The sequence below is a fragment of the Solibacillus sp. FSL H8-0538 genome, from assembly GCF_038003525.1.
Lineage (GTDB): Bacteria > Bacillota > Bacilli > Bacillales_A > Planococcaceae > JBBOPI01.
On record NZ_JBBOPI010000001.1, the window covers coordinates 2,078,899 to 2,103,775 of the forward strand.

The following is a 24,877-nucleotide window of genomic DNA, read 5'->3' on the forward strand; positions in this document are numbered from 1 at the left end:
GAAGGACCATCAAAACTGAATAAAGCTAATGTACAGTTTTCTTAAGTAAATCTTAAGATTCCATGCAGTAGTGAGGCAGTTTGTCATGAAGGAATATAAGTAAGTGGTAATCAAACCCGGAATTTAATTCCGGGTATTTTTTGTTTTGGTACTACTATACAAAGGAAAAAAGAACAAACCCCAACAAAGAAATCTGTTCTAAATTACTCACTATTCTAATTGCAATCACACCACCGCTTCACATGTGGTACCTAGACAGATAAACTATTATTTAAAAAGCACATCCCCTTCTAACCATTCAGCGATAAGAATGCCACAGTCCTTATACTAGTTTTTTATTCAACTAGCACCCGTAAGCCCTCCACGCAGCAAAAAGAATGGAGTTGTTTTTTCGATATATCTATCAACTCAATATAATCACACAGAAGGCTCAGCCATTTTGGTTTTAGCTAATTAATAAATACCTTTAAGAAGCTCTTGATATTCTATACGAAACTTTATTATAACGACTTCTTAATGGTCTCGGTTTATAATATAATTCAAAAAATGCTTTAGGAAAGTAGTATTACGTGGCATCTCTTGCAATGCTTCCATTGCAGTACAGTAATTTTCCCACATCTCCTTTTTGGCACCTTCCTGACCCAATATTGATACGAAGGTTGAGTTATTGTTTTCCGCATCCTTGCCTATGGGTTTTCCAAGTAAGGTTGTATCTCCCTCAACATCAAGCAAGTCATCCTTAATCTGAAACGCAATGCCTGCATGACGGGCAAATTTTTTCAAAACTTCCATTTCTACTTCATTTGCTTGGGCGAGAATTGCTGGCATTATAAGTGAAGCTTCGAAGCCTATGCCTGTTTTATAAAAGCACATCATATTTAATTGTTCCAGTGTCAGTTGTCTCCCTTTAGAATCCAAGTCCATCGCTTGCCCTATACACATATTTGCTGTTGTTTGGGCCGAGTATTTTATTAGCTTAAGAACAGTCTTCGAATCGAACTGATCAAGAGATGTTTGTTCTTCAATAGCCTTTTGAGTTAGAAAAAGACCAGTTATCTCAGATATGGCAATGTTGTACACCTCATGGAGAGTTGGACGTCCCCTACGAGTGGATGAATTATCCTGGGACGGTAGATCATCAAAAATTAGAGATGCTGTATGCATATATTCCAATGATCTCAAAAGTGGCTCGATTGCCGATTCATTTAATCCATACGCTTTTACGCCAATGAACCAAGTGACTATCGGCCTCAATCGCTTTCCATCACCTTCTAGACTGTAATTTGCAGCATCAATTATCGGCACTTCCATCAAAGTCATATTCTCCATTTTAGGGTTATTTAATATGTTGTTGATCTGAAGGCGTAATGTTTTAATTGTATTTATAAAGTCTTCCTGTTCTTTCCGTTCAATTTTCAAAATGGTAATCATATGGTCACGAAGCAGTTTATCAAAGAAATCTACATCATCTGCATTTCGAACCATGTCTTGGATAAGTCTATTAAATTTACGATTTCCTGAAGCAAATATGCCCATAACTTCGTTGTATTTTTCATTACCCACTCGTTCTTTAAATCGTTTCAGTCCGTTTATAGCCCGATCCAAAATTACCTCACGAGTCTTAATGTCTGAGTTATACACGTTATGAATCAAATTGGAGATAACCGTCCAGTACAATTCAAAGGGGTTTATTAGATCCAAACGTTTATCGTGATATTTTAAATAATAGGTATAGGGTGTTACCGCACCATCCCTCATGTCATCAAACATATCTGCAAAATCATCAGCCAGTTGATTGTAAATGCCATAAAAGAAAGTTCGGTTGTTCAATTCCTTATCCTCTGGAGCACCAATTACTGAACGGACAATTAATCTTGAAGAAGAGGATTTTAAAATGACAGGAATATAAAGCTCTTCATTGGTGTAATTTGCATTAGATAAATCCTTTACACGGTCCACTTCCTGGGAATTAAAAAACACATAGGATTGCTCTAAAAAATTATTTTTTGTCTCTCGTCGCTGATGTTCCTTAATATACACAAAGGCATCGCGGAGTTCCGAATGAATATATCTGATCAAGCCCACGTTAATTCCAGTCCACTCTCCCAATTCGGGAACAGATCCTGTGATAAGTGTTGTACGTATTAAATCGGTGTATTGTTTCTCCTCTCTATCGGATAAAATTTTCGCATCTAGAAGATCATCAATAAATGGATAGGTTAGACCATAGGAATAGCCAAGCCTAATAGCTTTATCAAGTCTCCGAGTACGTTCTTCAGGAGATGTTTCATCCTCCATTTCTTCAACCTCTTGCATGATAATTCCAGCAATTATTTTAATGAGTTTTCTCTGGGCTTGCTCAACATCCATCTCCTTTGGAATGTTGGAGGATACAGTCTTTAGTTTGTTTATCACCCAGATTAGGCTCGATTCCACACCTTCCTTCTGGGCAATCCGGTACAACTCGACCATGCTAAACGTCTCGTCTTTGTCTCCTTGATTTGTTGCGGTAGAATGTATTAGGTGATTTTTCAAACTATCAACTACACGGCAAATCCTTTTCAATGTTTCGGGTGAGTCAAGGGCTTTGCCAAAATCTCGCATAAATATATAGGAAATGCTTCGATCTAGGTAATTATCTAGTTTGCCTGTGTAATTTAGCCATTGGATATAATTGTGATATCCCTGAGAATCAGGTTTGCCCTTTCCACGCGAAAACAAGGATAATAATGAAGGATAATGAATATGTTTGTGTTTCCACAATCGTATATCTTCAGTTAGGGTTGAGACATAAGTCTTTTCCATGACTTGCGCATAAAGTGAATTAAAATAGTGAGCAGCCTTCTGCTCAGCTTGCCGATAGCATTCATCGGCATTTATTATTAACTCCTCATTCATTCGATAACACACCTTCACTTTAAGTTCTCTTTTATCCTTTTTGAAAAACAATCTGAACCAATATTAGAATCCTATCTAAAAGATATAATATTTTCCAATTATAACATCTGACATTTTCTCTAACTTGTTTTCTACTTCTCGACTTATGGTCATTATCCTCATACCAATTAATTATCTGATTAACAATCTATTCTTCTTTAAATCCCTAAATTCCTATTTTGCACCCGAAAGCACTTTATATGGAGCTTTTATTCATTGAAAAATAAATATGCATGTCGATTTATGTACAATAGGTTCAACTTAAGACTCTCATTCCCTTTCAGTTTCCCATTGAGCTATCATTTTTACCTCATTCATTAAGTACTCTACAAACTGATCATCCTTTATCAACCATGCTTCATAATTTCGTTTTAAAAACCGTTCGCCTTCTTCAAAACTTGTAACGGCTTGTTCCATTACGGTTTTATTTTTTTAATCCTCCAGTCCTGATCATTTTGGATAAAAAACCTCCGTTTCATAGTGATTAACACAAATTTGATAGGATTTAAAAAATTGGTAAACAATCGGTTTCATTTGACTATTCATTAACATAAGATGTTAGGGTGAGTGGTTGTTATCTACTCAATATATATTATTGGAGAGTGATTCAATGGCGGAAAGATCAAAACTTATTGTGGAAGTAGTTCCATTTGGACCAGACCAAGAAACAATGAATCAATTAAGAAGTATCTGTGACAATCATCCTATTATCCAACCGTTTTTACGTGGAACCAGGCATCTGTTGCTATCGTTTGAATTGCTTGATCTTGAGGATATTCCAGGAAACAAATCCATAAACCACCCCAAAAGTTCTAAACCTACACCACCAAGTAATTTTTTAGCCACATACTATGACTACACCAACAATCGTACAGTAATAGCCACTGGACCCATTCATGATCCTGGATGTATCAGTGCCTCCCAGTTAGATATGCAGCCGTTGCCAAGTACTGAGGAGTTTGAGTTAGCTCTAAATATTGTTCGAGATCACCCTGAGCTCGGCTGCTTAATTCGAGAAAATCTTGTGCGTCCTTACAGAGCAATGCCGGCACTCATCGATACAGAGCTTCCAGACGGCCGTATTGAAAGGACCCTTGCGGTTGGACTTCTTCCTGTTGAGGAAGATTCAGAGGATAGAACACAGAATACCGGAGAACCTTTACATCAGATTGTCGGAGTTAATATGATTAGACGTGAAGTAATCTTATATGAAACTGGTGCACCGCCATTTTCAACAGCAAGTGTTCAAATCTGTGAGCCCCCGCCCGATGCCAATCAACCTACGGCAAGAAGAGGAACTTTGGGCCAATACCAAGTAAGAGTGTTGCAAGGCGATACTGAGGTATGGAGTTTCCTTGCAGTGAGACCGGCTGCTTCTTCAGGTATAGTTGGTTCAGGTATCGAACTTCGAGATGTGCTGTATCGTGGAAAAAAAGTATTATCCCGTGCTCATGTACCAATCCTTAATGTTCGCTACGATAATGATGTTTGCGGCCCTTACCGTGATTGGCAGTGGCAGGAAGGGAGGTTTGAAGCTATTGGAACAGATATTGCGCCCGGATTCCGTATGTGTTCCACCCCTGCAAGAACCATACTAGATACTGGCTTCGATACTGGTAACTTTTTCGGTGTAGCTATCTATGTTGATGGGGATGAAATAGTATTAGTTAGTGAATTGGAAGCTGGCTGGTATCGATATATTAGTGAATGGCGCCTCCACAACGATGGTACGATTCGCCCACGATTTGGATTTGGGGCAATAGCCAATTCGTGTACATGCAACCCTCATACTCACCACGTATATTGGAGATTTGATTTTGATATTCGGACTGAGGGTAACAACTTTGTACAAGAGATCAACGAAAAGCCAAGTACCGGAACTTCGATTTTTCGAACTTTGAATTACGAAATTAGAAGGTCCCGTGATACTTTTCATAATAGACAATGGCTAATTTCTAACAAATCAACGGGTGAAGGATATACTTTGATCCCAGGTAAGAACGATGGTTCAGCAGATAGTTTTGGCGTTGGGGATGTATGGTTTCTTCGCTACCGTAGTTCTGAATTAGATGATGGACAGGGTTTCACAACAAATTTAAATAAAGCAAGAGCTAATTTAGACAAATTCCTTAATAAGGAGAATATTAACGGTCAGGATATAGTGGTTTGGTATGCAGCACATTTCAGACATGATGAAACAAGTGAAGAGAACGTTTCGCACATTCTTGGTCCAGAGTTAAAACCTCGAAACTGGTAGTGATCGATAAAAATCTATTAGTATATAGCTAAATTTAAACTAGAAAAAATAGGCAGTTCAGCGATGACTGCCTCTTTCAGTGGGATGCTCTTGCACCTATACTCCTATACTACGAATATGCGATAAGCTATTGTATAGGAGTTAGGTGCAGATTTTTGATAGAACCTTCTTATTTAAACATTTTTGCCATTTAGGAAGCCCTAATGACCATTCCCAGATATGATTATTAAATTCCATATATTAACTCCCCTGACCATAACTTAAACCATTCAACAAAAGAGAACAATATATTTTTGAAAACCGTAGAAAAATCACACAATTATATACCTTTATAAAGAATGATAAGTTGAATATAAGAATCGAGCTATATACGGGTTTTATTATGGTTAATTTAAATGTGATTGACCTTCTCCCTTACAATTTAGAGCTATACTTCCCCAATCTGGAATATATACTCAACATATAAGATTGTGAAGAAATATAATTATAGTAACAGGTGCTTCGTATTATTAGGTTAACCAGTTTTTAGGTTTGTGGGTGTTTCTATATTTTGGGTAATTCGATTGAAAACGAGGTAGTCGGGATCGAACTGATACACCAAAAGGAAAAAGATTTTTAAATGTACGAGGCTTAGATAAACTCTTCCACTTATTTGTAAACCTCACCCGGCTCCCACAACACCGTATACCCATTGATAATCGAATAATCATACAAATCCACTAGCTTCTTATCTTCATATGTATAAAAATCACTAGTCTCCCCTACCACTGAAACGAGGCTTTCATTTCGTTCCAACATTGACTCTAAAAATAGGCGGGTTGTGATTTTATCGCTTTTCTTTGTGTTACAGTCGCTGCACGCTAGGACGAGATTCCATAGGTTGTCGGTTTGGACGAAACTCCATGGAATGGAATGAAATGGTCAACATGTGTTTTACGGCGGCTTTGAGATAAGTCCCTATTGCAGTAGAAGCAGCGGTTTTGATCGAATTGCGTGAGCACCTTGTAAAAGGATTCTAAGGAACTGCGCTTGGAAATGACTTCAATTTTGGATAGTAGGATCATGGTGTTTGTAGCTTCATTTACTTTTTCAAGATATTTGACTAAGTGATAGTTTGTTAGGTTGATAAGAATTCGTTGATATTTTTTCAAAAATTGATAGACTGCTGGGTTGAAACGAAAATACGCTCGTTTAATATCAAATTCATAAAATACCCCTACTGTATCGCCGTAGAATGCGCCAATGACATTTTGCTTGCAATCACGTTTTACTTCGTTAGCGATCTTTAGCTGCAACGAGTCAGCTAGTTGGTCAAATTGCCAATCTGATGGAATGCCTTGTTCGTTTGCGTATTTCTGCAAAATCGTTTGTGCGCGAGCTGGCTTATTTTTGTTTGGCGATTGTTCCAAGTCATGGTGGATGACCAAATTCCAATATATCGTCGTGAAGGAATAGAAAATCTGGTCATAGCTGAGCGACAAATCATCACCCACATTGTACAAATTCTCCAACAGCGACTTGAAAAACACGTACTTATAAGAAGTAGAGACCGCCGAGCGATAATAAAAATTATTTAAGTGCTGCCAAATGACATCCTCTGTCACATACAGTTCGCGTATTTCACCAATCTTCAAATCATGTGACATGCTCAGTCCTCCACTTCTAATAAATATACCCCTTCAGCAAACCCGCCGCGCTTGTCCTTTTTATGCTGGCGAACAGTTTCCAGTTCCTCGTAAGAAACGCCGTACACCTGAAGTGCCGCGTGAACAAGTTCTAAAATGTCCGCGAGTTCCTCTATTGCATCCTTTTCTGTTGCTGCTTCCTGAAACTCAAGTGCCTCTTCTTGCATCTTTGCCTGTATCTCCTCTAAAAGTTCATTTGATGCTAAAATCTTTGTTGTGCATGTTTTCCCACTTGCTTCGATAACTTGTGGGATGCGGTGTCGGACTAGTTTGTTGTAGGTAGGCATGTGTTTTGGCTCCTTTATTTGTATAAATCAACAACCCTTTTTACCAAATTTATTCCATCATAACAAAAATCCCGTTGTCGTGGCGATAGCGGGATTTGTGTAGAAGAATTTAATTAACCTTTGAATAGTACTTTATACAAATAAATATAGACAAAGGGGTTGATAAAGGACCATGACATTATTTATATTATTCGCTGTTTTTATGGTATCCGTTTATTGGGTAGTAAAACACATTATAAATAAATAGGATTTTAAGGTGGACATCTCTGGCCTGAGAAAAATGGCTAAGAGAGTATAAAATATTTTGTATAAATGAATTAAAAGACAAAAAAGAAGATTTTTTCTTGCTAGAATTACGTCACCACAACCAATCCTATTTATCTCAATGGAGAATTCAAAGTCATCGAGTAAAACTCCGAATGAACAAATAGAATACTTATCCATCTAAGCATGATTGGTTTTAGATGTTATAATCCCCATATATACCATACTAATAACAAGGGCACTGAAAAACCCCGAAGCAGTATTTTTTCATAGTATTTTTATGCTTCTGTTTTATTTTATTCAGAAAGCATTGGTGCGGCGGCGCTAGACTCCTGCGGGAAAAGCGGTACAGGTGAGACCCCGCAGGAGCGTAGCGACGAGGAGGCTCGCCACCGCCCGCGGAAAGCGAGTGCCAGAGCACCAATGACCTATCGCTATTAAGCACATACTTATTAGAATTTTCAGTAGAGATTAACTTTTTCAGTGCGCTCCTAATAACAAAGGATTGATTTGAGATGAAATCACTGAAAGCGAAAGTAAATGATTGGATTGTTTCAATATACGAAGACTATTTAACGAACAATCATGAAAATATAATGATCCGAAATCCTATCTATTTTAAGTTAGATGGATTTGCTGATGAACCAGAAGTATACATACTCGCTACGGATGAGGGATTGGAATTTGGGTATGAAGCAACTTTCTGGGATGGATATATGCCAGCACCATTACCTGGTATTTTTAAAAAGCATTCATCGTCTTGGCAAGAACTGCAGTCATTAAGTACCGCAGAACAGCAAGAAATAATACTCAAACGAGTCATGAAGACGATTAACTCAAGAAAAAGACAGTATCGAAAGTGCCTATTTTGTGGAGAACATGTAGCAGCCGAACATCGATTTAATAATGATACATGCCATGGATGTGCATCAGCGTATTTAGGGGTTGTATATTAAACTTTGCATTAAACATAAGTTACGAAGATCTTGCAGACAATTTATGCAAGATCTTTTTTAATTGAAGCACATCATTTTCACTAAGTAGAGATTACGTCCCGTAGAAATTTTAATACTGCAATTAAATCTTTTTCTTCTGAAGGGTTTCCACAATCGTCTCGATCAGTTGGTGTTATTCTACGTATCATTTCGCCATCCCATTTAATATCTCTTAATCGGTCAACAGCCCAATCAAATTCGTGAAGAGAAAAATTGCCCCCTCTTACATCATAGTTTGCACTAGATGCTAATTGTTTTTTCAGAATGACTTACATTTTTTAAAATGAATGATTTCGATATACAACATATTTTTAAATAAGCGCCATTTTAGATCTTTACTCCCTATTTGGCACATAGTTCTATTTAAGTTGTATATCAATTTTGGCAACTGGGCTTTTCGACATTTCAAAGAATTTTTTTTTTTTGCGAATTCGCTTTTAAAAATGAAAGGACCTCACGATTTTGACGTACTTAGAATTGCTTTAAATATTTTGCAAAGATAGATTTTGATATAATGGCCATTTTTTCAGTATTAAACTTTCTTCCTTTCCTCCCATTTCCCTGCAATGTTTCTTCTATCTAAACAGTATTTAAACACTCATCAAGGAATTTGCGATTCGTTCACTTCCCGTACTTCTGCTGAATCGTTTGGATATGCTGCTTTTTCACTTCGTCTGAGACTTGCATTTGAGGGAGTAGTTGATTATATATTTTTTCAATATCGCCTTGTGTGAAAATTTGCTTTGCCGATTGATTTTGTGCTTTGATAAAACGCTTTAATTTTTCACGCTTTAATACATGCACATTTGGTGAAGTCACCTCAATAGCTTTTAACTGGCAACGTTCGCTAAAGACGATGACCGAATGAATCGCTTCGTTTGGTAGCCCAAGGAAATGTTGAATGGCCCGGATATGTGTGGCATTTTGGCGTATGGGATTATAGAATTTGAATTTTTTCTTATTGGGCATCGTTTGGGTCCAGTTTTGCTGGGCTTCATTGCCATAAATCCAGCCGCTATAGTTTTTCGATTCGATGACATATATACCTGTTCGATCGATGTATAGTAAATCGAGCTCTGTCATTTCTTCTGAATTTCTTTTGGGCACATAGACATTGACTAATTGCTTATGACTTTTCAGTGCATGCTTTTCTATAATACGCGATGTTAAATACTCGCCGTACTTACCTTTATTGAACTTAACTGCAAGCATGTTGCTGTTCGTTAGCTTATAATACGCACTATTCTTGAAATCCTGCTGCTTCACATAAAGGATAATTATCCCCATAAGTAGACAGAGTACTAAAAACATTTACCCACCTCTTTTCCAATATATTGTAACACCTTAATCCCTCCGTATCATTATTGATTTTGATTGCCACTAAGTTTTCCCTTTCTGCAGCTAGTCGTGAAGGAACTGTGTCTTTTCCCTAGTACCTTTCGCCGACTACCTACTCGAAATTTTGGACGCTATTTACTAGATTCCTTATAATGGTAGCAAGGGGGTGCTTTGAGATGAAACAATTAGCTTTTTACCGGATAGTCCGAATTGTGTGGATGTCGGTGAAATTTTTTACGCAAGTGATGCTTTTTCAAAAGCGCCACAAGGGCTATTTCACGCCGGCTGTGCAGGATAAGTGGGAGCGTCTTGTGACCAAGCAGGCGCGGGAGTTTAATAAGACAGCACTAAAACTTGAAGGTTTGCTCATTAAGGTGGGGCAATTTCTTTCGACGCGGGCTGATATTATGCCCCCTTCTTTTATCGCTGAACTTGAAGGGCTAACCGATCGAGTGCCAGCCGTCGCAAAAAAACACGCCGTTTCCATATTAGAGGAAGAATGGAATACAGCGACTAGCGCTCATCTTCTTTCACTATCTGAGACACCGATTGCTTCTGCTTCCATTGGTGAGGTGTATAAAGGGGTGCTGCATAATGGCACAGCGGTTGCCATTAAAATTCAACGACCTCATATTGAGCGCATTATTCGTGTGGATTTTAAAGCGATGAGAATCGTCATTTGGCTTGCAAAAAAATTCACTTCCTTTAGTAAGCAAATTGATTTTGACTTGCTTTACAAGGATATGGTGCAAATTATTGGAGATGAGCTAAATTTTTTGCAGGAGCTTCGAAATGGCCGTAGTTTTGCGGAGCGTTTTGCGACAATGCCTGGTGTAGGCTTCCCTGTTTATGATGAAGAGCTGTCCACACGACGGGTCCTCGTGATGGAATGGATTGAAGGGTCACGTATTACGGATTTAGCATTTTTGGAGAAGCATCATTTAGATCGAAAAGTATTATCGGAACGCGTTTTTCGTTTGTTTTTGGAGCAGGTGCTTGAGGGCGGGCAGTTCCACGCGGATCCACATGGGGGCAATATTCTAGTTCAACCGGATGGAACGGTGGTGCTAATTGACTTTGGGATGGTAGGCAGTATTACGCCGCAGCAGGCAAATGATGTGCTGCAAGTTGTGAAGGGCATCGTTTTAAGACAGTATGACGAGGTGCTGGATGGCCTGGAATCTTTACATTTTTTACTACCAAACGCCAATCGCCAATTACTCGCGGATGCCATTGCACGAATGGTGCGTGCATATGAAACTGACGAGCTCAAGCAGATGAATAGCTTAGTCATTGACCGCTTGCTTGCAGATATTAAAGAAATAGTACGGAAAGAACCTGTCCAGTTACCAGCGGAGTTTGCCTTTTTTGGAAGGGCTATCTCTACATTCGTCGGTGTGCTACATGGCCTTGATCCAAAAGTAGATTTACTGGCCATTGCAAAGCCTCGTATTTTGGAATGGGCACGTTCACGGAACGACAAGGAAGAAGGATTTTTCTCTAAGGAAGAAGCCCTACGATTTGCAGGAAATATCCTGTTGCCATTAAAAGATCTGCCCACTAAGCTTTCCACCTATTTAGAAGAGCCTACCCGCATGCGCCAATACATAGAGCAACGGGATGTCGCGCAACAAAAAGAACATCGACTTTTACAAACACGACTTTTCGCTGGCATGACGTCCATGTTGTCGCTTGGGGTTTTATTTTTTGCCGTATGGTCAGGGCATCAGCCACTAACCCTCGTATCGGGGGCCAGCTTACTTGGCACACTTTGGTTTTACTGGCGTACGTAACTGGACTAATTTAACCTACAGATCGACGTCTAATTTTAAAATGTAGTAGTGGTACATCACTGATTTAGGCAAAAAAACTAGGAACATTAGCGAAAGTCTGCGTCTATTCACATGGTGACAATGCCTTTTTAGAACTCATCAGGCATTGCTGGCGGGTTTTAGTTCGTACTTATATATTTTGAATATAAGGCATATCTTATAGTGGCATGCTCGACTCTTCTCTCTAATAAATAACATAAAATACACATGTATCCAATATTGATATGCTAGTATTTTAGAAATAACTTTCTAGTATCGTTATAATTTTTATGTGTGTCCTAAAAAGGAGGGTTTTTAATGAACTATGATTCTTATAATGGTGAGCTTGATTCAATCTTGAATGATCCAATTGCTGCAGGTTTCTTTGTGATGATTATTTTAATAGGTCTTGTATTCGGTTTTATCGCTTACCTGATTTCGGCACTAATTTATTTCAAAACATCTAAAACAAATGGCTTTGGCGATGTTGCTTATATCGGTTGGATTCCACTACTGAATGCCTACAGTTTATTCCTATTGACAGCCAATAGTGATGATGACACAACAAATCGTGCCATTGCGAAGAAGAACACGCTGATTTATTTCGGGTTATTTATAGCTTCCTTTATTCCAGTAATCGGTTTTATCGCTTCACTCGGATTGGCTGGTTTTATTCTTTATTACATGTATCGATTATTGTATCGTTGGTCAGGCGATACAGGCAAAGCAGTCTTTTACATCATTTTGACGTTTTTCACTAGTGGATTATTCTTTGCGATTTACGGCTTAATGCGCATGAGTAGACCGTTCAAAGCGTAGTTACTTGCTCCAATTTGACTGCATAAAAAAATCCTCTTTTCGTCATCGAAAACGAAAAGGGGATTTTTCGAGTTTTTAAAATGATTAGCAAAATGTCGTTGCTTGTCTTAATGTAGCATGACATAATCCTAGTTCAAGTCACGAAGAGAATCAACACAAGCAAAAGGCAATATCGAAAGCGACAATTTTGTGTTTAGCGACATTAGTAAAAGAACCGGACCCCTCCGATTCTTTTACGTGTGGTTCACAAATATTCTCTGCTATTCATTAAGAAAATAATATCTTACTTTAGCTCTATTTAAGTTTTCACGCTGTAACTAGCGGGAATCTATTCCCACGCATACTGATCCGGTGATTTCCCTTTACTTTGTCGAATACAAGCGTGTGTACCCTCTCTTCCCTCTGTAATTTTTACAACCGTAACAGAAAATTCCCATTCATCACCAAAGTCGAATAAATATAGAAATTTTTGCTCTTCATTTGAACTACTCACTACTTAAAACCCTTACTGGTTGCTTGAAGTGGGAGATTCCTAAGAACACCGGCGTAACCGCCAGTTATGGATTAGGCGATCCCCGCAGTCCCTGCGGTTAGAAGCCTTATCGTTTCCTTTTTAAGATTGATTCCTGCGTTAATATCACGATCGTGCTGAGTATGGCAGTCTGGACATTCCCATTCACGCAATCCAAGTTCTTTAACGTCTTTGTTTTTATAGCCACAACAAGAACATAGTTGACTAGAAGCAAAGTTTTTTGCAACGGTCACCATTTGTTTGCCGTACCATTTCGCCTTGTATGCAATCATGGTTTTGAATTGTGACCAAGATACTTCGCTAATGGCTTTGGCAAGATGCCCATTTTTAAGCATGTTACTTACCGACAAATCTTCCATCCCGATGATGTCGTGGTTTTTGACAATTTCTATTGAAATTTTGTCTAAGTAGTCTTTTCGTGCGTTTGCCATTTTTTTATGGATACGAGCCACTTTGATTTTAGCTTTGTACCAATTCGATCCGCCTATTGTTCGTCTACTCATGATTCGTTGTGCTTTGGCTAATTTTCCTTCTAAAGTGCGGAAAAACACTTTGGATTAGAGTAGATTTTTCCATCTGAGAGGATTGCAAAGTGTTTTAAGCCAACATCAACACCAACAGCAGCGTTTGTTTTTGGTAATTCTGCTACTTCGGTTTCAGTTGCTAACGAAACAAAATACTTTCCTGATGGATTACGTCTAATGGTAGCACTCATGATTCGACCTTCAACTTTGCGGCTTTTCGCAAAACGAACTTTCCCTAGTTTTGGTAACTTAATATGACGATCCACCACAGCGATATTTCCGTTCGTATGTTTAGTTGTGTACGATTGAACAGGATTCTTTTTAGACTTAAATCGAGGTTTCTTGTTTTGCCTTTTGTAGTAGCGATCATAAGAATCGGCTAAGTTTTCTACCGATTTTTGCAACGCAATGCTATCAACTTCCTTTAAGAACTCATAATGTTTCTTTAGTTTAGGAAGGGATTTAACGGTTTCGTTTTTATTGAAGAATTCACCTTTCCAATTATTTGTTGGAAGATGTCCATTCTGTTTCATTTCTTCGCAGATATACCAGTTAGCATCTTTGTCTTTTTGCTTGCCAAGAAAGAAGTTAAACACGAATCTTGAGCAGCCAATAGTTTTATTGATAAGTTCAATCTGTTTTTTGTTTAGATAGATACGGAACTTATAGGCTTTATTGACTAGCATGACTTTCACCTCAATTTAATAGGAACGTTTGTTCTTATTGAACCATAGCGAGGAAAGTTTTGGCTAACGCCAACCGCCATTCATCTCCTACCTACTCACTGGGCTTCTCCCTTCTCATTCCTTGAGGTGGGAGTCTTCTTTCGGAAATGATAAATGCAAGTCACTAATTTTTGTTTTATTGGCATATGGTCCATGAAGATTTATCGGGGAATAATAGCAATGTTTATTGAATTTTTTCCATCTCAAACAAATGATTATCATCAAACTCAACCGATTTTGTAATTAAAGGAATTAATCAACTTAACCTACGCTGACCGGGAATGAAAAAATACGCGATTTCGGTTTAGTTAGTTGTAGGTTGGCGATGCGTTTTGTGTCCTTTATGTAAATAAATAAACAATCTAATTCTCCAAATTTATTCTACCGCCACAAAAATACCACTACCATGGCGATAGTGGTTTACGATCAATATTTAATATCTCAAAACTTTCTTTTTGCAGATAAGAAGGCCAGTGCAGATTCATTGAATCCTTTAACAAGGAGCCATACTGCTAAAATCATTTCATTCGCTGCTATTGGCAGTGCCATAATACCCCACACAGAGATTTGTTCCACTACACCGAACAGTACTAATAAGGCATTTATAAGTTAGAAAAGGGATGGCCTCAAGTATTTAGGAGACAGTCCTTTATTTGTAGTGAAAGCAATTCTCAGCTATAGTTACAATTTCGCTGACGTAAATAAATTATTTATTATAACGATACATGATTCTACATTTTTTGAACCATGTTATAAAGGTAGTAAATTGTAGCGAGGAGTAGATTAAATGCCAGATACACATCGACAAGGTGCTAGTAATAAAAAAGGGTCTTTAGCTAAAAAAACAAAGAACGATAAGGAAGAAATTTCTTTAGAGTTAGCCGAACTAGGTAATTTGCTACCTAAACAAGAACCAATGACTCCAAATCAAAGAGAGAAAAGTGAACGAGAAAAATTTTACTAACGAAAATGGCCGCCCTTTGGAATTCGTCTATTCCAGAGGGCGGTTTTATTTGTGGATCAGAAAGGATACCTTCCCATCCACATCAGTAAGGACATCAACTTGCCCTATTTTGGATGAAGTTGTGCCTTCTAATTTAACGCTGTTATACCTGGCTGTTGAATTTCCTTACTATTATGCATTCGCACAGGTTTCATACTTATCTTCTTGTGGTACGTGAGGCACGAATGCAATAATAGCTTTTCATTATTAATGCAGCCTCATAATTTAACAGCGCCTAATTATTAAAATTCACTAGTTATACTTGTCATAACAAAAATACGACTACCTTGACGATAGTGGAACTAGCTTTATATTTCTAGGTATTGTTATTGTGGCTTTGAGATAAAGGTCGATAATTTATAAAAAAGTTTGAACAAAAGTCCTGTATGATATGCAGGATTTTTTCTTGTTCCACAAACGGGCCAGATTATTGAGAAGGTAGTTTAGCATTAAATGTGGGGAACCGTATCAGAAGTAAATGAGGTTTTTTTAGAAAAATAAAAAGCCAAAAATGAACAAGTTATGAATAGAAACTTGATTATTTTTGGCATTAATAAGGAAGGTCAGCATCCGTTACATTAATAAAGCCTTTCTAATTAAAAATGAAAGGAAAAGTAAATGTAACGAAAGCCGCCCAAAGTCCGTAGACTGGCAAATACTTAGTAACCGCATCTTGAATGAGTAAAGGTCCGGTCTTGTTTTGTAGAAAACGCATATAGGAGACCATAATCCAAATAAGATTTCCCCAGATAAGTATGTTTACACCTAAAACAGCAAGTCTGTTTGGTGTAATCCCATAAGAAGAAAGTCTGAATACTATGGCTGACAAAGCCACACTGTCAATGATAAGAGCAAGAACAATTAGGGCAAAATTTATATAATCAGAAATGTTCTTTTTCTCATCTGTGCCGCTTTCGGTAATTGAAAATATGGTAACGGCCAAGACACCAAGGAGTATTCCGTTAAATGCTATCAGGAAATTTCTGTCCAAGAATGGATTTTTTCCGACCCAAATTACCGTTATAAGATAGACCAACAAAGTGGCCAGGACAAGAGGACTAAAAATTTTAGCGATATATGGTGTAATATTCTTAGCAAGTTTAAGATTCATTGACACCAGGTAGGTAGCCACAATAGCGAGAGCGGCAGCACCAAATAACACAACATTTCTAAAATAGAAGTCTTTTATATCCAAATCGACAAAGCTAAATAACTGCATAGTTAATGCTGCTAACAGTATTCCGCAAATGGCCATGCTGGCGTAGAGTATGCAAAGTTCCAAATTGAATTTAAGATAGGCTAATCTTGTGCTGCCTTTTGAATATTCATTTCCTGTAAATGCAAGCCCTATCAATCCCCATAAGAATATGGGCAGGTGTAAATAAGCAAGGATCGTACTGTCCTTATCATTTAATGGCAGCATATTAAGATACAAACCGGAGATTAGGAACAACAATGCAAGTGTGTAAAGAACCTTTTTTCGGGGTTTATTTTTGTATACAAAATAGACTCCAATGAAGGGAAGAATCCCAAAAGCAAGGTTAATTGGGGCGATTGCTTGCTGTTCGACAAAATGGAAAATGATCCTGGTGCTTACCCCGGCCAAAATGGCTAAAATGCCCATGAATAAGAAACCTTGCTGAAGCAAGGAAGCTTTTTCTGTATGTGCCGTTTCCTTGAAATTCAATCTTTCATACCATACAGCAAGAACCTGCGAATCAGGATTTTGTTCCCATGCGTAAGAGAATGACTTTTTAAAGGCTTTGGGGTCATTACTAAACATTCTCTCCAGCTCATGGGGGTTAGAAATATTTTCAATAATCCAATTGTTACTGTCCACGTTTATACCTCCCCTAATAATTGTTAAATTATCTTTAAATGTATTCATCACTTTTGTATTCTATAATATCCCCAGGCTGACATTCTAAAGCCTTACAAATCGCATCTAGAGTTGATAATCGAATCGCTTTTCCTTTCCATTTTTCAATATAGAAAAATTCGCCATCGTGATTCCAAACTTTTCAGAAAGTTCTGTTACGCTCATTTTCCTTTTCGCCAACATCACATCAATATTGATAATAATTGCCATTGGTTTCACCTCATATCGTTAAATCAATTTCTGATTTTATATCGATGGCATTTTTTAATAGCTTTTGAAGAACAGCAGCAAAGACTACAATCACTATTGAAGTAAAAAGAACGACCAATCCAACAAAGATGACACCTGGGGCATCGTCTTTCTCCGCAAAGAAATAAAAGAGCGGCAAGAGTAGCACATGCAAACTACTGATTGTGATGGCACAGAATTTGATATTTCTCAAAGCATTTACAGATAATTGTGAGAAAGCTTTATTTTTGTCAATTTAGCTTAAAAGTTTAAACGCCTGATACAAAGCAAAGTAAAAAGGAATTGCCGATGCATCAAAAACCATAGAAACGAGGTATCTAATCAAATCAAACTCTGGAAGCAATTTTGCTACAATATTACCTAACTCAGGTACCAAAAAGATGCATAAAGCAAGAACTGGAAAGCCCATAAGAGCAACAGCTAACTTAAAAAAAATAGTGTTTTTGGTTTCATGAAAAGCACCTCTCTTAAGTATTGTTTATTAGATATTAACATGTCGTTTATCGATAAACAATAAATTTTTATTGATTATTATAAGATTATTGTTGTTAATAAGTTAATTTGGGCAAAAATAAAAAGCATTCCTCTTTACAAAGAAATGCTCTATATGGTGTATCTCATGAGCCGCAAATGAGCCAAATATAAATGGAAGCACCTCATTTAGTTGTGTCACGGTGAACCGTATCATAAGGAAAACCTTAAGTGTGGGAAAGAACACCTTAAAAAGAAGGAAGAATATTACTCAGAATAAGAAAATGCTGTTGAAAATATACTTAAGAACAGAAACCAATCTTCCACAATCGGGCGCTTTACTTCAATATGGTTCACTATTTTTCACCCATCCCTAAATCTATTGTAGAAACGAAGCAAGATGTAAAATCAAAAAACTGCATCCATTTGGATACAATCTTATTTTTTTCTAATCAGTGTATCCCCAAGAGGGATTCCAACCACAACAACCAAAACCGTTAGAATTACCAGGGCTTTAAAAATAAAATACGCAACTTGATCGAACATCGTATCTCTCCTTCTTTTCTTAATAATTCTTACCTTATATTCAGTAATTATCCAACTCCTATTGAAGAGTCAAACTAAACTAATAAAGCACAAAGTCAATTGTTCTTTATTAGTTTAGTTTATTTCATTAAAACGTATGTATGCAGTCGTCACTTTTTATATTTTGTGATTTTCAACAATCGGGCCATTTAATTGAGTAATAGGTCGCAAAAAACACACTTTTTTATATAATTTTCTTCTTACTACACAAATGTCATTAATACCAATGCTCCACGTAATGCCGTTCATGTGATAGACGGATTGGCAGTACCACCATTAGAGCTTTTTATTCTAAAAAAGGAAAACGCTATCCAAAATACATCGGATAGCGTCTTGATATTTCGAATAGTTCTATTAAGGGTTCGTCGACCAAAGTCCTGCATGTTTTAATACAACACGTGGATGAAGTTTTAGCTGTGCAACCATTAATTCTGCCAAATCTTCTGCTTGCATCACTTTTTCTGGATTACCGTCTGTTAAACTTAGCTCAACAGCCATATCAGTCGCAACCGTACTTGGCGTTAACGTTGTAACGCGAATATTTTTCTTACGCACTTCAAGCATTAATGACTCACTTAGTCCAATAACTGCAGCTTTTGAAGCCGAGTATGCACTTGTAATTGGTGCACCTTTTTGACCAGCTGTTGATGAGATGTTAATGATATCGCCTGTGTTGCGCTCTATCATTTCTGGTAATACTGCACGTGTTGTGTGGTACACACCTTTTACGTTGACATCGATAATATTTGTCCATTCTTCAGGCGTTAAGTCCATGAAGCTACCGAATTTTGAAATGCCGGCATTATTTACTAAAATATCGATTGCACCAAGCTCGCCACGAATCGATTCAACTGCTGCTGTGATAGAATCTAAATCCGCTACATTGGCTGCAGCGATTGCTACCTTCACGTCATATTGTTTAAGTTCCTCTGCAACTTGTTGTAAATTTTCAAGCGTACGTCCAACAAGACCTACGTGAATACCTTCCTGCGCAAAAGCTATTGCTGTTGCACGTCCAATTCCACGCCCTGCTCCTGTAATTAATGCCACTTTCCCTGTGATTGTTTGCATGTTTTTTGCTCCTTTAGATAAGATAGATTTATTATTAAGACCGTTTGTCAAATTAAGTGCAACAGTTCTTCTTGAAACGCCTCGTATGCAGTTTTCCAGTTAAGGCATTTCCTTGGTCGATTGTTAATAAGATCGAGTGCTTGCTTCATCTCATGGGGTGCGACGTTATCGAAATTCGTTTTCTTGGGGAAGAACTGCCGCAGTAGGCCATTCCCGTTTTCATTACTTCCACGTTGCCAAGAAGAATAGGCATCCGCAAAATAGACCTGGATGTTTAGTTCTTTCTCTAGCACGTTGTAACAGCTAAATTCTTTCCCGCGATCCGTTGTAGCGGTTTGGATCGCACCTTTGGGTAATTGCTGATGTAAAAATTTGACGGCTGCTTCCATTGATTTCGCCGAACGGTCTGGTATCAAAATCCCCTTGTACCAGCGTGTTTTACGTTCAATGAAAGTAGCGACGCAGCCCTTTGCTTGCCCACGTCCGGAAACGACCGTATCGAGCTCCCAATGACCAAATGTTTCGCGTTTACGAACTTCTTTGGGGCGTTTTGAGATAGGTGTACCAATGTTAAAACGACCTCTTGTTTCTCGCGGTTTCTGGCGTTTTCCTTTTTGACGAAGGACCGTCAATGGCACTTCTAATAAGCCCTGATAAATCCAACGATAGATGTTCTTAAAACTCAGCTTTCCTTGATACAAGCGGCCGACAATCTGTTCCGGTGACCAAGTTTTACCCAACTTTTCTTGAACAGCTTCTTTTAACTTGACTGTCAATTTTGACTTCGCACCACAGTTCAATTTATTGGCGTGATAGCGTACCTGTGCTTCTTCAGCTGTACAATTGGCATGTCTTCTTAATTCACGTGAAATGGTAGAAGGCTGTCGATTTAATTGTTTCGCAATTCCTCGGATCGAATAGCCTAGTTCAAGTAACGTCTCTATTTTCGTACGTTCCGATATGGTAAGATGTTTATAGCTCATAACGATTTCCTCCGTTCAAATGTTGGCGTGGTAACTACATTTTACACGAGGTCGTTATGGGCTTCTTTTATTTACTCTTGGGTGTTGCACTTAATATTACAATTCGTCTTAACGAAATAAAGTGTATTAAACTAAAAAAATTAATACTTGAGTAAGGTGTGTTTGATAAAACCGTTCTGATGGTATAATTAATTACGCTGTTTTACTCGGAAATGATTTGTCTTAAGACTAACTTCATTCTACCTACAGTTTTCTCTATTGTGAAGAACGCACTTTTTTGTGCGGAGGTTACCAAACGGTTACTACTATAAGTAAAGGAGTAAATGTCCATGTCAGATACATTAAGAAAAGAGATCCAAGAAAGAATATTAAATCAAGATTATCATTGTGAAAAAGAACTTACCTTATCGATTATTAGCGGGAAATGGAAAGTTGTTATTTTGTGGCATTTAGGTGTAGAAGGGACACATCGATTCAGCGAACTTCAAAAACTTTTCCCGAAAATATCCCATAAAATATTATCAAATCAATTACGAGACCTGATAGAAGATGGAATTGTTCATAGAGAAGTGATTCCAGAAGTTCCTCCGAAAGTCGAATATTCAATGACTGAACTTGGGATGACGTTATTACCAATCGTTGAGATGATGTATGAATGGGGGAAAAAACGAATAGATCAAATTAAACAAGAAGAAAATTATCTCAAATAATGGAAAAACCAAATCATTTACGATGATATAAATCGCCTGTTCTGGCGGAAAAAGTAATATTGAATATAAAAAAAGATGTTTTGTTGTATAAAAAATCTCGGACATATTCTTTACTTATGTTAAAAGGGCAGAAAGAAAATTAAGGTTTATCTTGTTCCATAATCGGGCGCTTTAATGGAGCAAGGGGCACAAAAATAATCAAACTTTTTTATAAAACCGATACTTAAATCTGCCGGATATGAATCCATTTTGATCAATCTTTTTTCAAAATAGATTCTTTTTATTTATCGTAAAATACTGGTTTGTCAGGTATCTTTGATCAAACTTTATTACAAATCAACAGTTGTATCCACTCAAACAAAGAAAGACAATAACTCTTTTGACACTATTACTTTTCGTTTTAAACCCTGATTTAATATTACTATTAATAAATTATCTTAAACCTTTTTGTTAAAAAATCTACCATTTTTAGACTTTATTCTTTCGTGCCAAAAGCAAGCCTGAGCGATTCAAATAAAATTCCGCTCGCTCTCTTTCACTTATGCTACACTAACTTTGAAAGAGGAGGTTTTCACTATGCAACAGCTACAATTTGAAGCGTCTTGGAATAAAGCATTGGCTACTCAGGACCGACATACTATTGAAAAAATCTTTACTGAAACAAAGCAGCCCAACAGTTCCTGCATTCTTTGCTCCCCTATACGACAAGCAATCAACCATAAACAAGAGCTATTAGTTACCGTATTAGTCCATAACTTTACGGATCAACCCCTTACTTTTAATAAAACGCGAATAGTCTACCGCATGCAAGATGAGGTCATTGCAGACGAGAAATTCACTCTTCCCACATTAATAATCCCACCCCAAGTTAGCTTGCCTTGGACGTTTATATTTCCTAGTCTCAGCTATAGTCCGCTTGCTTCTTTTGAGAATGGGCGGTTAGAAATACTTTAAACTCGAACCCAAAGAAAAAAAGCGCTGCTGAGAATTCTCATGCGGCGCCTTTTTGAGTATGGCTTTCATTGGTTAATTTGCTTCTTGGGCGATACTTGTTTTTACATAATTTATAAGTAAATGGAGGAGTTCCGGCATTTCTTCTAAGCCGCTCTTCACGTGGAGCCTTTCTGAAATTTGATGCGGATCTTTTCCAAATGGGCCAACATTTAAAACAGGTGCATTAAATGTTGCAATGCTATCAAAAGGAATACTATACGTTTCTCCCCATACAGGTGTATTTTTTTCATACGTTTCCCACGTAGCATCCGTATTCAATTGACAGTAGCTTAAATCACAAATACCATTAAAATAATGAATTTGCTCGAGAGGAATATTCTTTTTTTTCGCTTCTCCTAGTAATAGCTGAATGGCCCCCTGAATAAGTGGATGATCCGACGAGTTGGCTGGCGGATAAAAAGGTGGCGCAAATAATAGGACAACTGCTGGTGTTAACTCCTGGCAATAAATAAGTAGCTGGTCAGCAATGCGCAACGATTTTTCGCGATCGTCTAGTAGATCATTTGCAATTACTTTCGAGATGATTGTTCGAACCTTTTCGTCGCCTAGCTTATCCAGCGCATATTGATACAACTTTTCAAAACGTATTGTGCGTATTTCCCCTACACCGTCCACCCTTTGCTTTTCACACATACTGTCATAGCGTGCTTGGCATTTTGACATAGCCTCTGTTGCTACTTCTTCAAAAATCATCATAATATCCTCAGCACTACGTTTCATTAAAAAGACATTATACATCGCTGTCGCTCTATAAGGTGTTTGCGTTGAATAGCGGTCTTTTAAATCTTTCAGTTGTAATGAAACCGGTAATGGCGTGAACTCTCCATGTACTTCCTCAGTAAAACGCTCATTCCATTCCATTTCCGCCGTTAAAAATGCACTCATGAATGGTGCCGTTATACCTTTTAGTGGCTCGCCCACATGTGTTTCCTTTCCATAGAAGAGTGCTGCTGGCAAGATTTTACCAATTGAACCTGAATAAATGTATTCCTTTAAATCTCCTGGTCCTTGTGTAAAGGAAGGCTCACTATTTAAAAATAACTTAACATCTAGATCTAGCTTTGTATTTAGTTCTGCAATATATTTTACCGCCTCACGCATCCCTGCTGAATTGACCTCTTCATCTGGGACCGTCACTAGTAGTATATTAATTGTCCATTGTTCATTAATTGCTCGTTCTAGTAATTGCATATGAAGGGCAAGTCCCATCTTCATATCCATGACACCACGTCCGAATAAGTACTCACCCGAAGCAACATCTTTCTGGGCAGATTCATTTAAAATACTCGGATTTTCATAAAAGGCTTTTGTCAATTCTTTTGGGTTTGTCGCAAGCGGCATTAATTCTCCGTATTCCTCAATTTGTACTGTGTCAAAATGACTAATTAGTACAACTGTTTCTCGAACCCCCTCAGTCTTATACAAAGCCGTAAGAAATTGTCTCCCCTTATCTACATCACAAATTGTTAAATACTCTGGGTAGGACTGAAAAAAAGAGAGCTGCTGCAATTTTTGAAGCAATTTTTCAGAAAAAAGACATTCACCTTCTGTTAAAGTCTCACTTTCCCAACTAACAAGCTCATCCAATAGCACACGTAGCTTCTCTGACGTATTCCACATCATAACCCTTCACCTTCCTCACTTGTGATTGATTTAGACAATCTATTTTTATTATTCTAATGTTATCATTCGATAATTATTTCCAGATACCTTTTAATCCATTTATAAAATACCACAGCATTGAGGTTTGGCTCGTTACTGATTCATTGCTATTTTTTTAAGTGGCAACAAACCTTTTATAAAGTGTATTTGAAAGACATCACTCGCTCAAAATAGGGCTTGTTGATGTCTTTCTTATGTGGATGAGAAACTTATACTTTCTGATCTACCAAAAATGAGCTAGTAATTAATTACTAGCTACAAATTGTCTAATTTTATTTATTCGATTACATAGAAAATTTTCAATATGATAGGGAGCTAAGTTCTGAATTTCTTCTGGATACACGAGCGGATCCAGTACAGGATAGTCCAAATCCCCCATAAAGTAATATGCTATTTTTGCAGTATAATCCTTCCCTAGTAATAATTTAGTGCCCTCTTTGCTTCCTGCATGAATATAAACCATTTCAGGATAGATCCCCATGTATACGCCGATTCTTAAAGCGGTGTCATAAACCCCTACAGGTCCAAATCCTTCGATTCTATGTTCATACACCCATTGCATGATTTCTTCAAAAGTAGTGGGCGTACCTAAAGCGGCCCATGATTTTTTTAGCCTCATAATCATTTCATCACGTACTCTGTTTTTGCCTGCATAACTTCGGTGGCATACTCTTAACTTCGGTGTTTTGGTGTATACCGCATATTCAATGACTTCATCAACTGGCCTTTTTCCTGCCTTACATTCGCTTAAAATCCAGTCATAATTATTATTTCGTTGATAAGCAGCGATTTCATATTTTAAGCTTATGAATTCCCCTCCGTTTTAATTTCTCTTATACCATCTTATAAATTAAGTGAAGCAATTATGCCTCAGACCGTTCCGATAAATTCTGTGGATTTCTACGCTACCATCGTCCGCCTACTGAAAATCTGTATTTTTCTAAAAGATATAGGCGTTGATTGAACATTGCGCCAACGAAACGAGGTTCATCCTCACCCAATTTTTTTCACCCCCCTTCTCATAAAATCTATGTTATTATTTTTCTAGCTAATGTTATTTTTAAGGAGGTTCCTCA

At 37.6% G+C, this 24,877-nt stretch carries 20 protein-coding genes and 2 pseudogenes; 7 read left to right on the forward strand and 15 right to left on the reverse strand.

Annotated elements, in window-relative coordinates; translation table 11 throughout:
• Positions 1-513 precede the first annotated feature (513 nt).
• Positions 514-2,898, reverse strand: a complete 2,385-nt coding sequence (locus tag MHH87_RS09820; protein WP_340749127.1) for a polyprenyl synthetase family protein — start codon at positions 2,896-2,898, stop codon at positions 514-516.
• A gap of 649 nt (positions 2,899-3,547) precedes the next feature.
• Here MHH87_RS09820 and MHH87_RS09825 point away from each other — a divergent pair.
• Positions 3,548-5,194 (forward strand): copper amine oxidase, encoded by a 1,647-nt coding sequence (locus MHH87_RS09825; RefSeq protein ID WP_340749128.1) that lies wholly within the window; start codon positions 3,548-3,550, stop codon positions 5,192-5,194.
• Positions 5,195-5,842: 648 nt separating this feature from the next.
• Here MHH87_RS09825 and MHH87_RS18905 read toward each other — a convergent pair.
• The 3 genes from MHH87_RS18905 to MHH87_RS09835 are packed head-to-tail and all read right to left on the reverse strand — an operon-like array spanning position 5,843 to position 7,166.
• Positions 5,843-6,103 carry an HNH endonuclease domain-containing protein gene (locus tag MHH87_RS18905; RefSeq protein WP_445683124.1) on the reverse strand — a complete coding sequence of 87 codons (261 nt, stop codon included), beginning with the start codon at positions 6,101-6,103 and terminating at the stop codon, positions 5,843-5,845.
• A complete protein-coding gene (locus MHH87_RS09830; RefSeq protein WP_340749129.1) occupies positions 6,055-6,840 on the reverse strand; it encodes an HNH endonuclease in 786 nt (261 codons plus the stop codon). Before MHH87_RS09830 ends, MHH87_RS18905 begins: the two co-directional genes overlap by 49 nt.
• Positions 6,841-6,842: 2 nt before the next feature.
• On the reverse strand, positions 6,843-7,166 hold the full coding sequence (locus MHH87_RS09835; protein WP_340749130.1) for a nucleoside triphosphate pyrophosphohydrolase: 324 nt from the start codon (positions 7,164-7,166) through the stop codon (positions 6,843-6,845).
• Positions 7,167-7,945: 779 nt separating this feature from the next.
• Here MHH87_RS09835 and MHH87_RS09840 point away from each other — a divergent pair.
• Positions 7,946-8,386: a hypothetical protein gene (locus MHH87_RS09840; protein ID WP_340749131.1), complete on the forward strand. Its 441-nt coding sequence runs from the start codon at positions 7,946-7,948 to the stop codon at positions 8,384-8,386.
• 660 nt (positions 8,387-9,046) lie between these two features.
• Here MHH87_RS09840 and MHH87_RS09845 read toward each other — a convergent pair.
• Positions 9,047-9,736, reverse strand: a complete 690-nt coding sequence (locus MHH87_RS09845) for a nuclease-related domain-containing protein (protein ID WP_340749132.1) — start codon at positions 9,734-9,736, stop codon at positions 9,047-9,049.
• Positions 9,737-9,939: 203 nt separating this feature from the next.
• On the opposite strand from MHH87_RS09845, the gene MHH87_RS09850 reads away from it, so the two are divergent.
• Both MHH87_RS09850 and MHH87_RS09855 read left to right on the forward strand, forming a co-directional pair.
• Positions 9,940-11,556, forward strand: coding sequence for an ABC1 kinase family protein (locus MHH87_RS09850; protein ID WP_340749133.1), 1,617 nt, complete (start codon positions 9,940-9,942; stop codon positions 11,554-11,556).
• A gap of 336 nt (positions 11,557-11,892) precedes the next feature.
• A complete protein-coding gene (locus tag MHH87_RS09855) occupies positions 11,893-12,393 on the forward strand; it encodes a hypothetical protein (protein ID WP_340749134.1) in 501 nt (166 codons plus the stop codon).
• Positions 12,394-12,721: 328 nt separating this feature from the next.
• On the opposite strand, the gene MHH87_RS09860 is transcribed toward MHH87_RS09855, so the two are convergent.
• From MHH87_RS09860 to MHH87_RS18915, 3 genes are all read right to left on the reverse strand, one after another.
• Entirely contained in the window at positions 12,722-12,886 is a 165-nt protein-coding gene (locus MHH87_RS09860; protein WP_340749135.1) for an IS1096 element passenger TnpR family protein, read from the reverse strand.
• Positions 12,887-12,957: 71 nt separating this feature from the next.
• A complete protein-coding gene (locus MHH87_RS18910) occupies positions 12,958-13,428 on the reverse strand; it encodes an RNA-guided endonuclease TnpB family protein (RefSeq protein WP_445683087.1) in 471 nt (156 codons plus the stop codon).
• Positions 13,429-13,457: 29 nt separating this feature from the next.
• Entirely contained in the window at positions 13,458-14,135 is a 678-nt protein-coding gene (locus tag MHH87_RS18915) for an RNA-guided endonuclease TnpB family protein (protein ID WP_445683088.1), read from the reverse strand.
• A gap of 826 nt (positions 14,136-14,961) precedes the next feature.
• Between MHH87_RS18915 and MHH87_RS09870 the strand changes: the two genes are divergently transcribed.
• The gene (locus MHH87_RS09870) at positions 14,962-15,138 is read left to right on the forward strand and encodes a hypothetical protein (protein WP_340749136.1); all 177 of its coding nucleotides are present in this window, start codon (positions 14,962-14,964) and stop codon (positions 15,136-15,138) included.
• Between the two features lie 631 nt (positions 15,139-15,769).
• Here MHH87_RS09870 and MHH87_RS09875 read toward each other — a convergent pair.
• The 5 genes and pseudogenes from MHH87_RS09875 to MHH87_RS09895 all read right to left on the reverse strand — a co-directional run bounded on the left by MHH87_RS09875 (position 15,770) and on the right by MHH87_RS09895 (position 20,415).
• Complete coding sequence (locus MHH87_RS09875; protein ID WP_340749137.1) at positions 15,770-17,017, reverse strand: DUF4153 domain-containing protein; 1,248 nt, start codon at positions 17,015-17,017, stop codon at positions 15,770-15,772.
• A 34-nt stretch (positions 17,018-17,051) separates the two neighbouring features.
• Positions 17,052-17,266 (reverse strand): annotated as a pseudogene (locus MHH87_RS09880) (helix-turn-helix domain-containing protein).
• 10 nt (positions 17,267-17,276) lie between these two features.
• Positions 17,277-17,714, reverse strand: a pseudogene (locus MHH87_RS09885) (DUF2975 domain-containing protein).
• A 1,001-nt stretch (positions 17,715-18,715) separates the two neighbouring features.
• Positions 18,716-19,432: a 3-ketoacyl-ACP reductase gene (locus MHH87_RS09890; RefSeq protein ID WP_340749138.1), complete on the reverse strand. Its 717-nt coding sequence runs from the start codon at positions 19,430-19,432 to the stop codon at positions 18,716-18,718.
• Between the two features lie 47 nt (positions 19,433-19,479).
• Positions 19,480-20,415, reverse strand: coding sequence for an IS30 family transposase (locus MHH87_RS09895; RefSeq protein WP_340749139.1), 936 nt, complete (start codon positions 20,413-20,415; stop codon positions 19,480-19,482).
• A 329-nt stretch (positions 20,416-20,744) separates the two neighbouring features.
• On the opposite strand from MHH87_RS09895, the gene MHH87_RS09900 reads away from it, so the two are divergent.
• Positions 20,745-21,125 carry a winged helix-turn-helix transcriptional regulator gene (locus MHH87_RS09900; RefSeq protein WP_340749140.1) on the forward strand — a complete coding sequence of 127 codons (381 nt, stop codon included), beginning with the start codon at positions 20,745-20,747 and terminating at the stop codon, positions 21,123-21,125.
• Between the two features lie 576 nt (positions 21,126-21,701).
• The gene (locus tag MHH87_RS09905) at positions 21,702-22,079 is read left to right on the forward strand and encodes an SLAP domain-containing protein (protein ID WP_340749141.1); all 378 of its coding nucleotides are present in this window, start codon (positions 21,702-21,704) and stop codon (positions 22,077-22,079) included.
• A 72-nt stretch (positions 22,080-22,151) separates the two neighbouring features.
• On the opposite strand, the gene MHH87_RS09910 is transcribed toward MHH87_RS09905, so the two are convergent.
• Positions 22,152-23,762 (reverse strand): M20/M25/M40 family metallo-hydrolase, encoded by a 1,611-nt coding sequence (locus MHH87_RS09910; protein ID WP_340749142.1) that lies wholly within the window; start codon positions 23,760-23,762, stop codon positions 22,152-22,154.
• A 283-nt stretch (positions 23,763-24,045) separates the two neighbouring features.
• Positions 24,046-24,420, reverse strand: coding sequence for a hypothetical protein (locus MHH87_RS09915; RefSeq protein WP_340749143.1), 375 nt, complete (start codon positions 24,418-24,420; stop codon positions 24,046-24,048).
• Positions 24,421-24,877 lie beyond the last annotated feature (457 nt).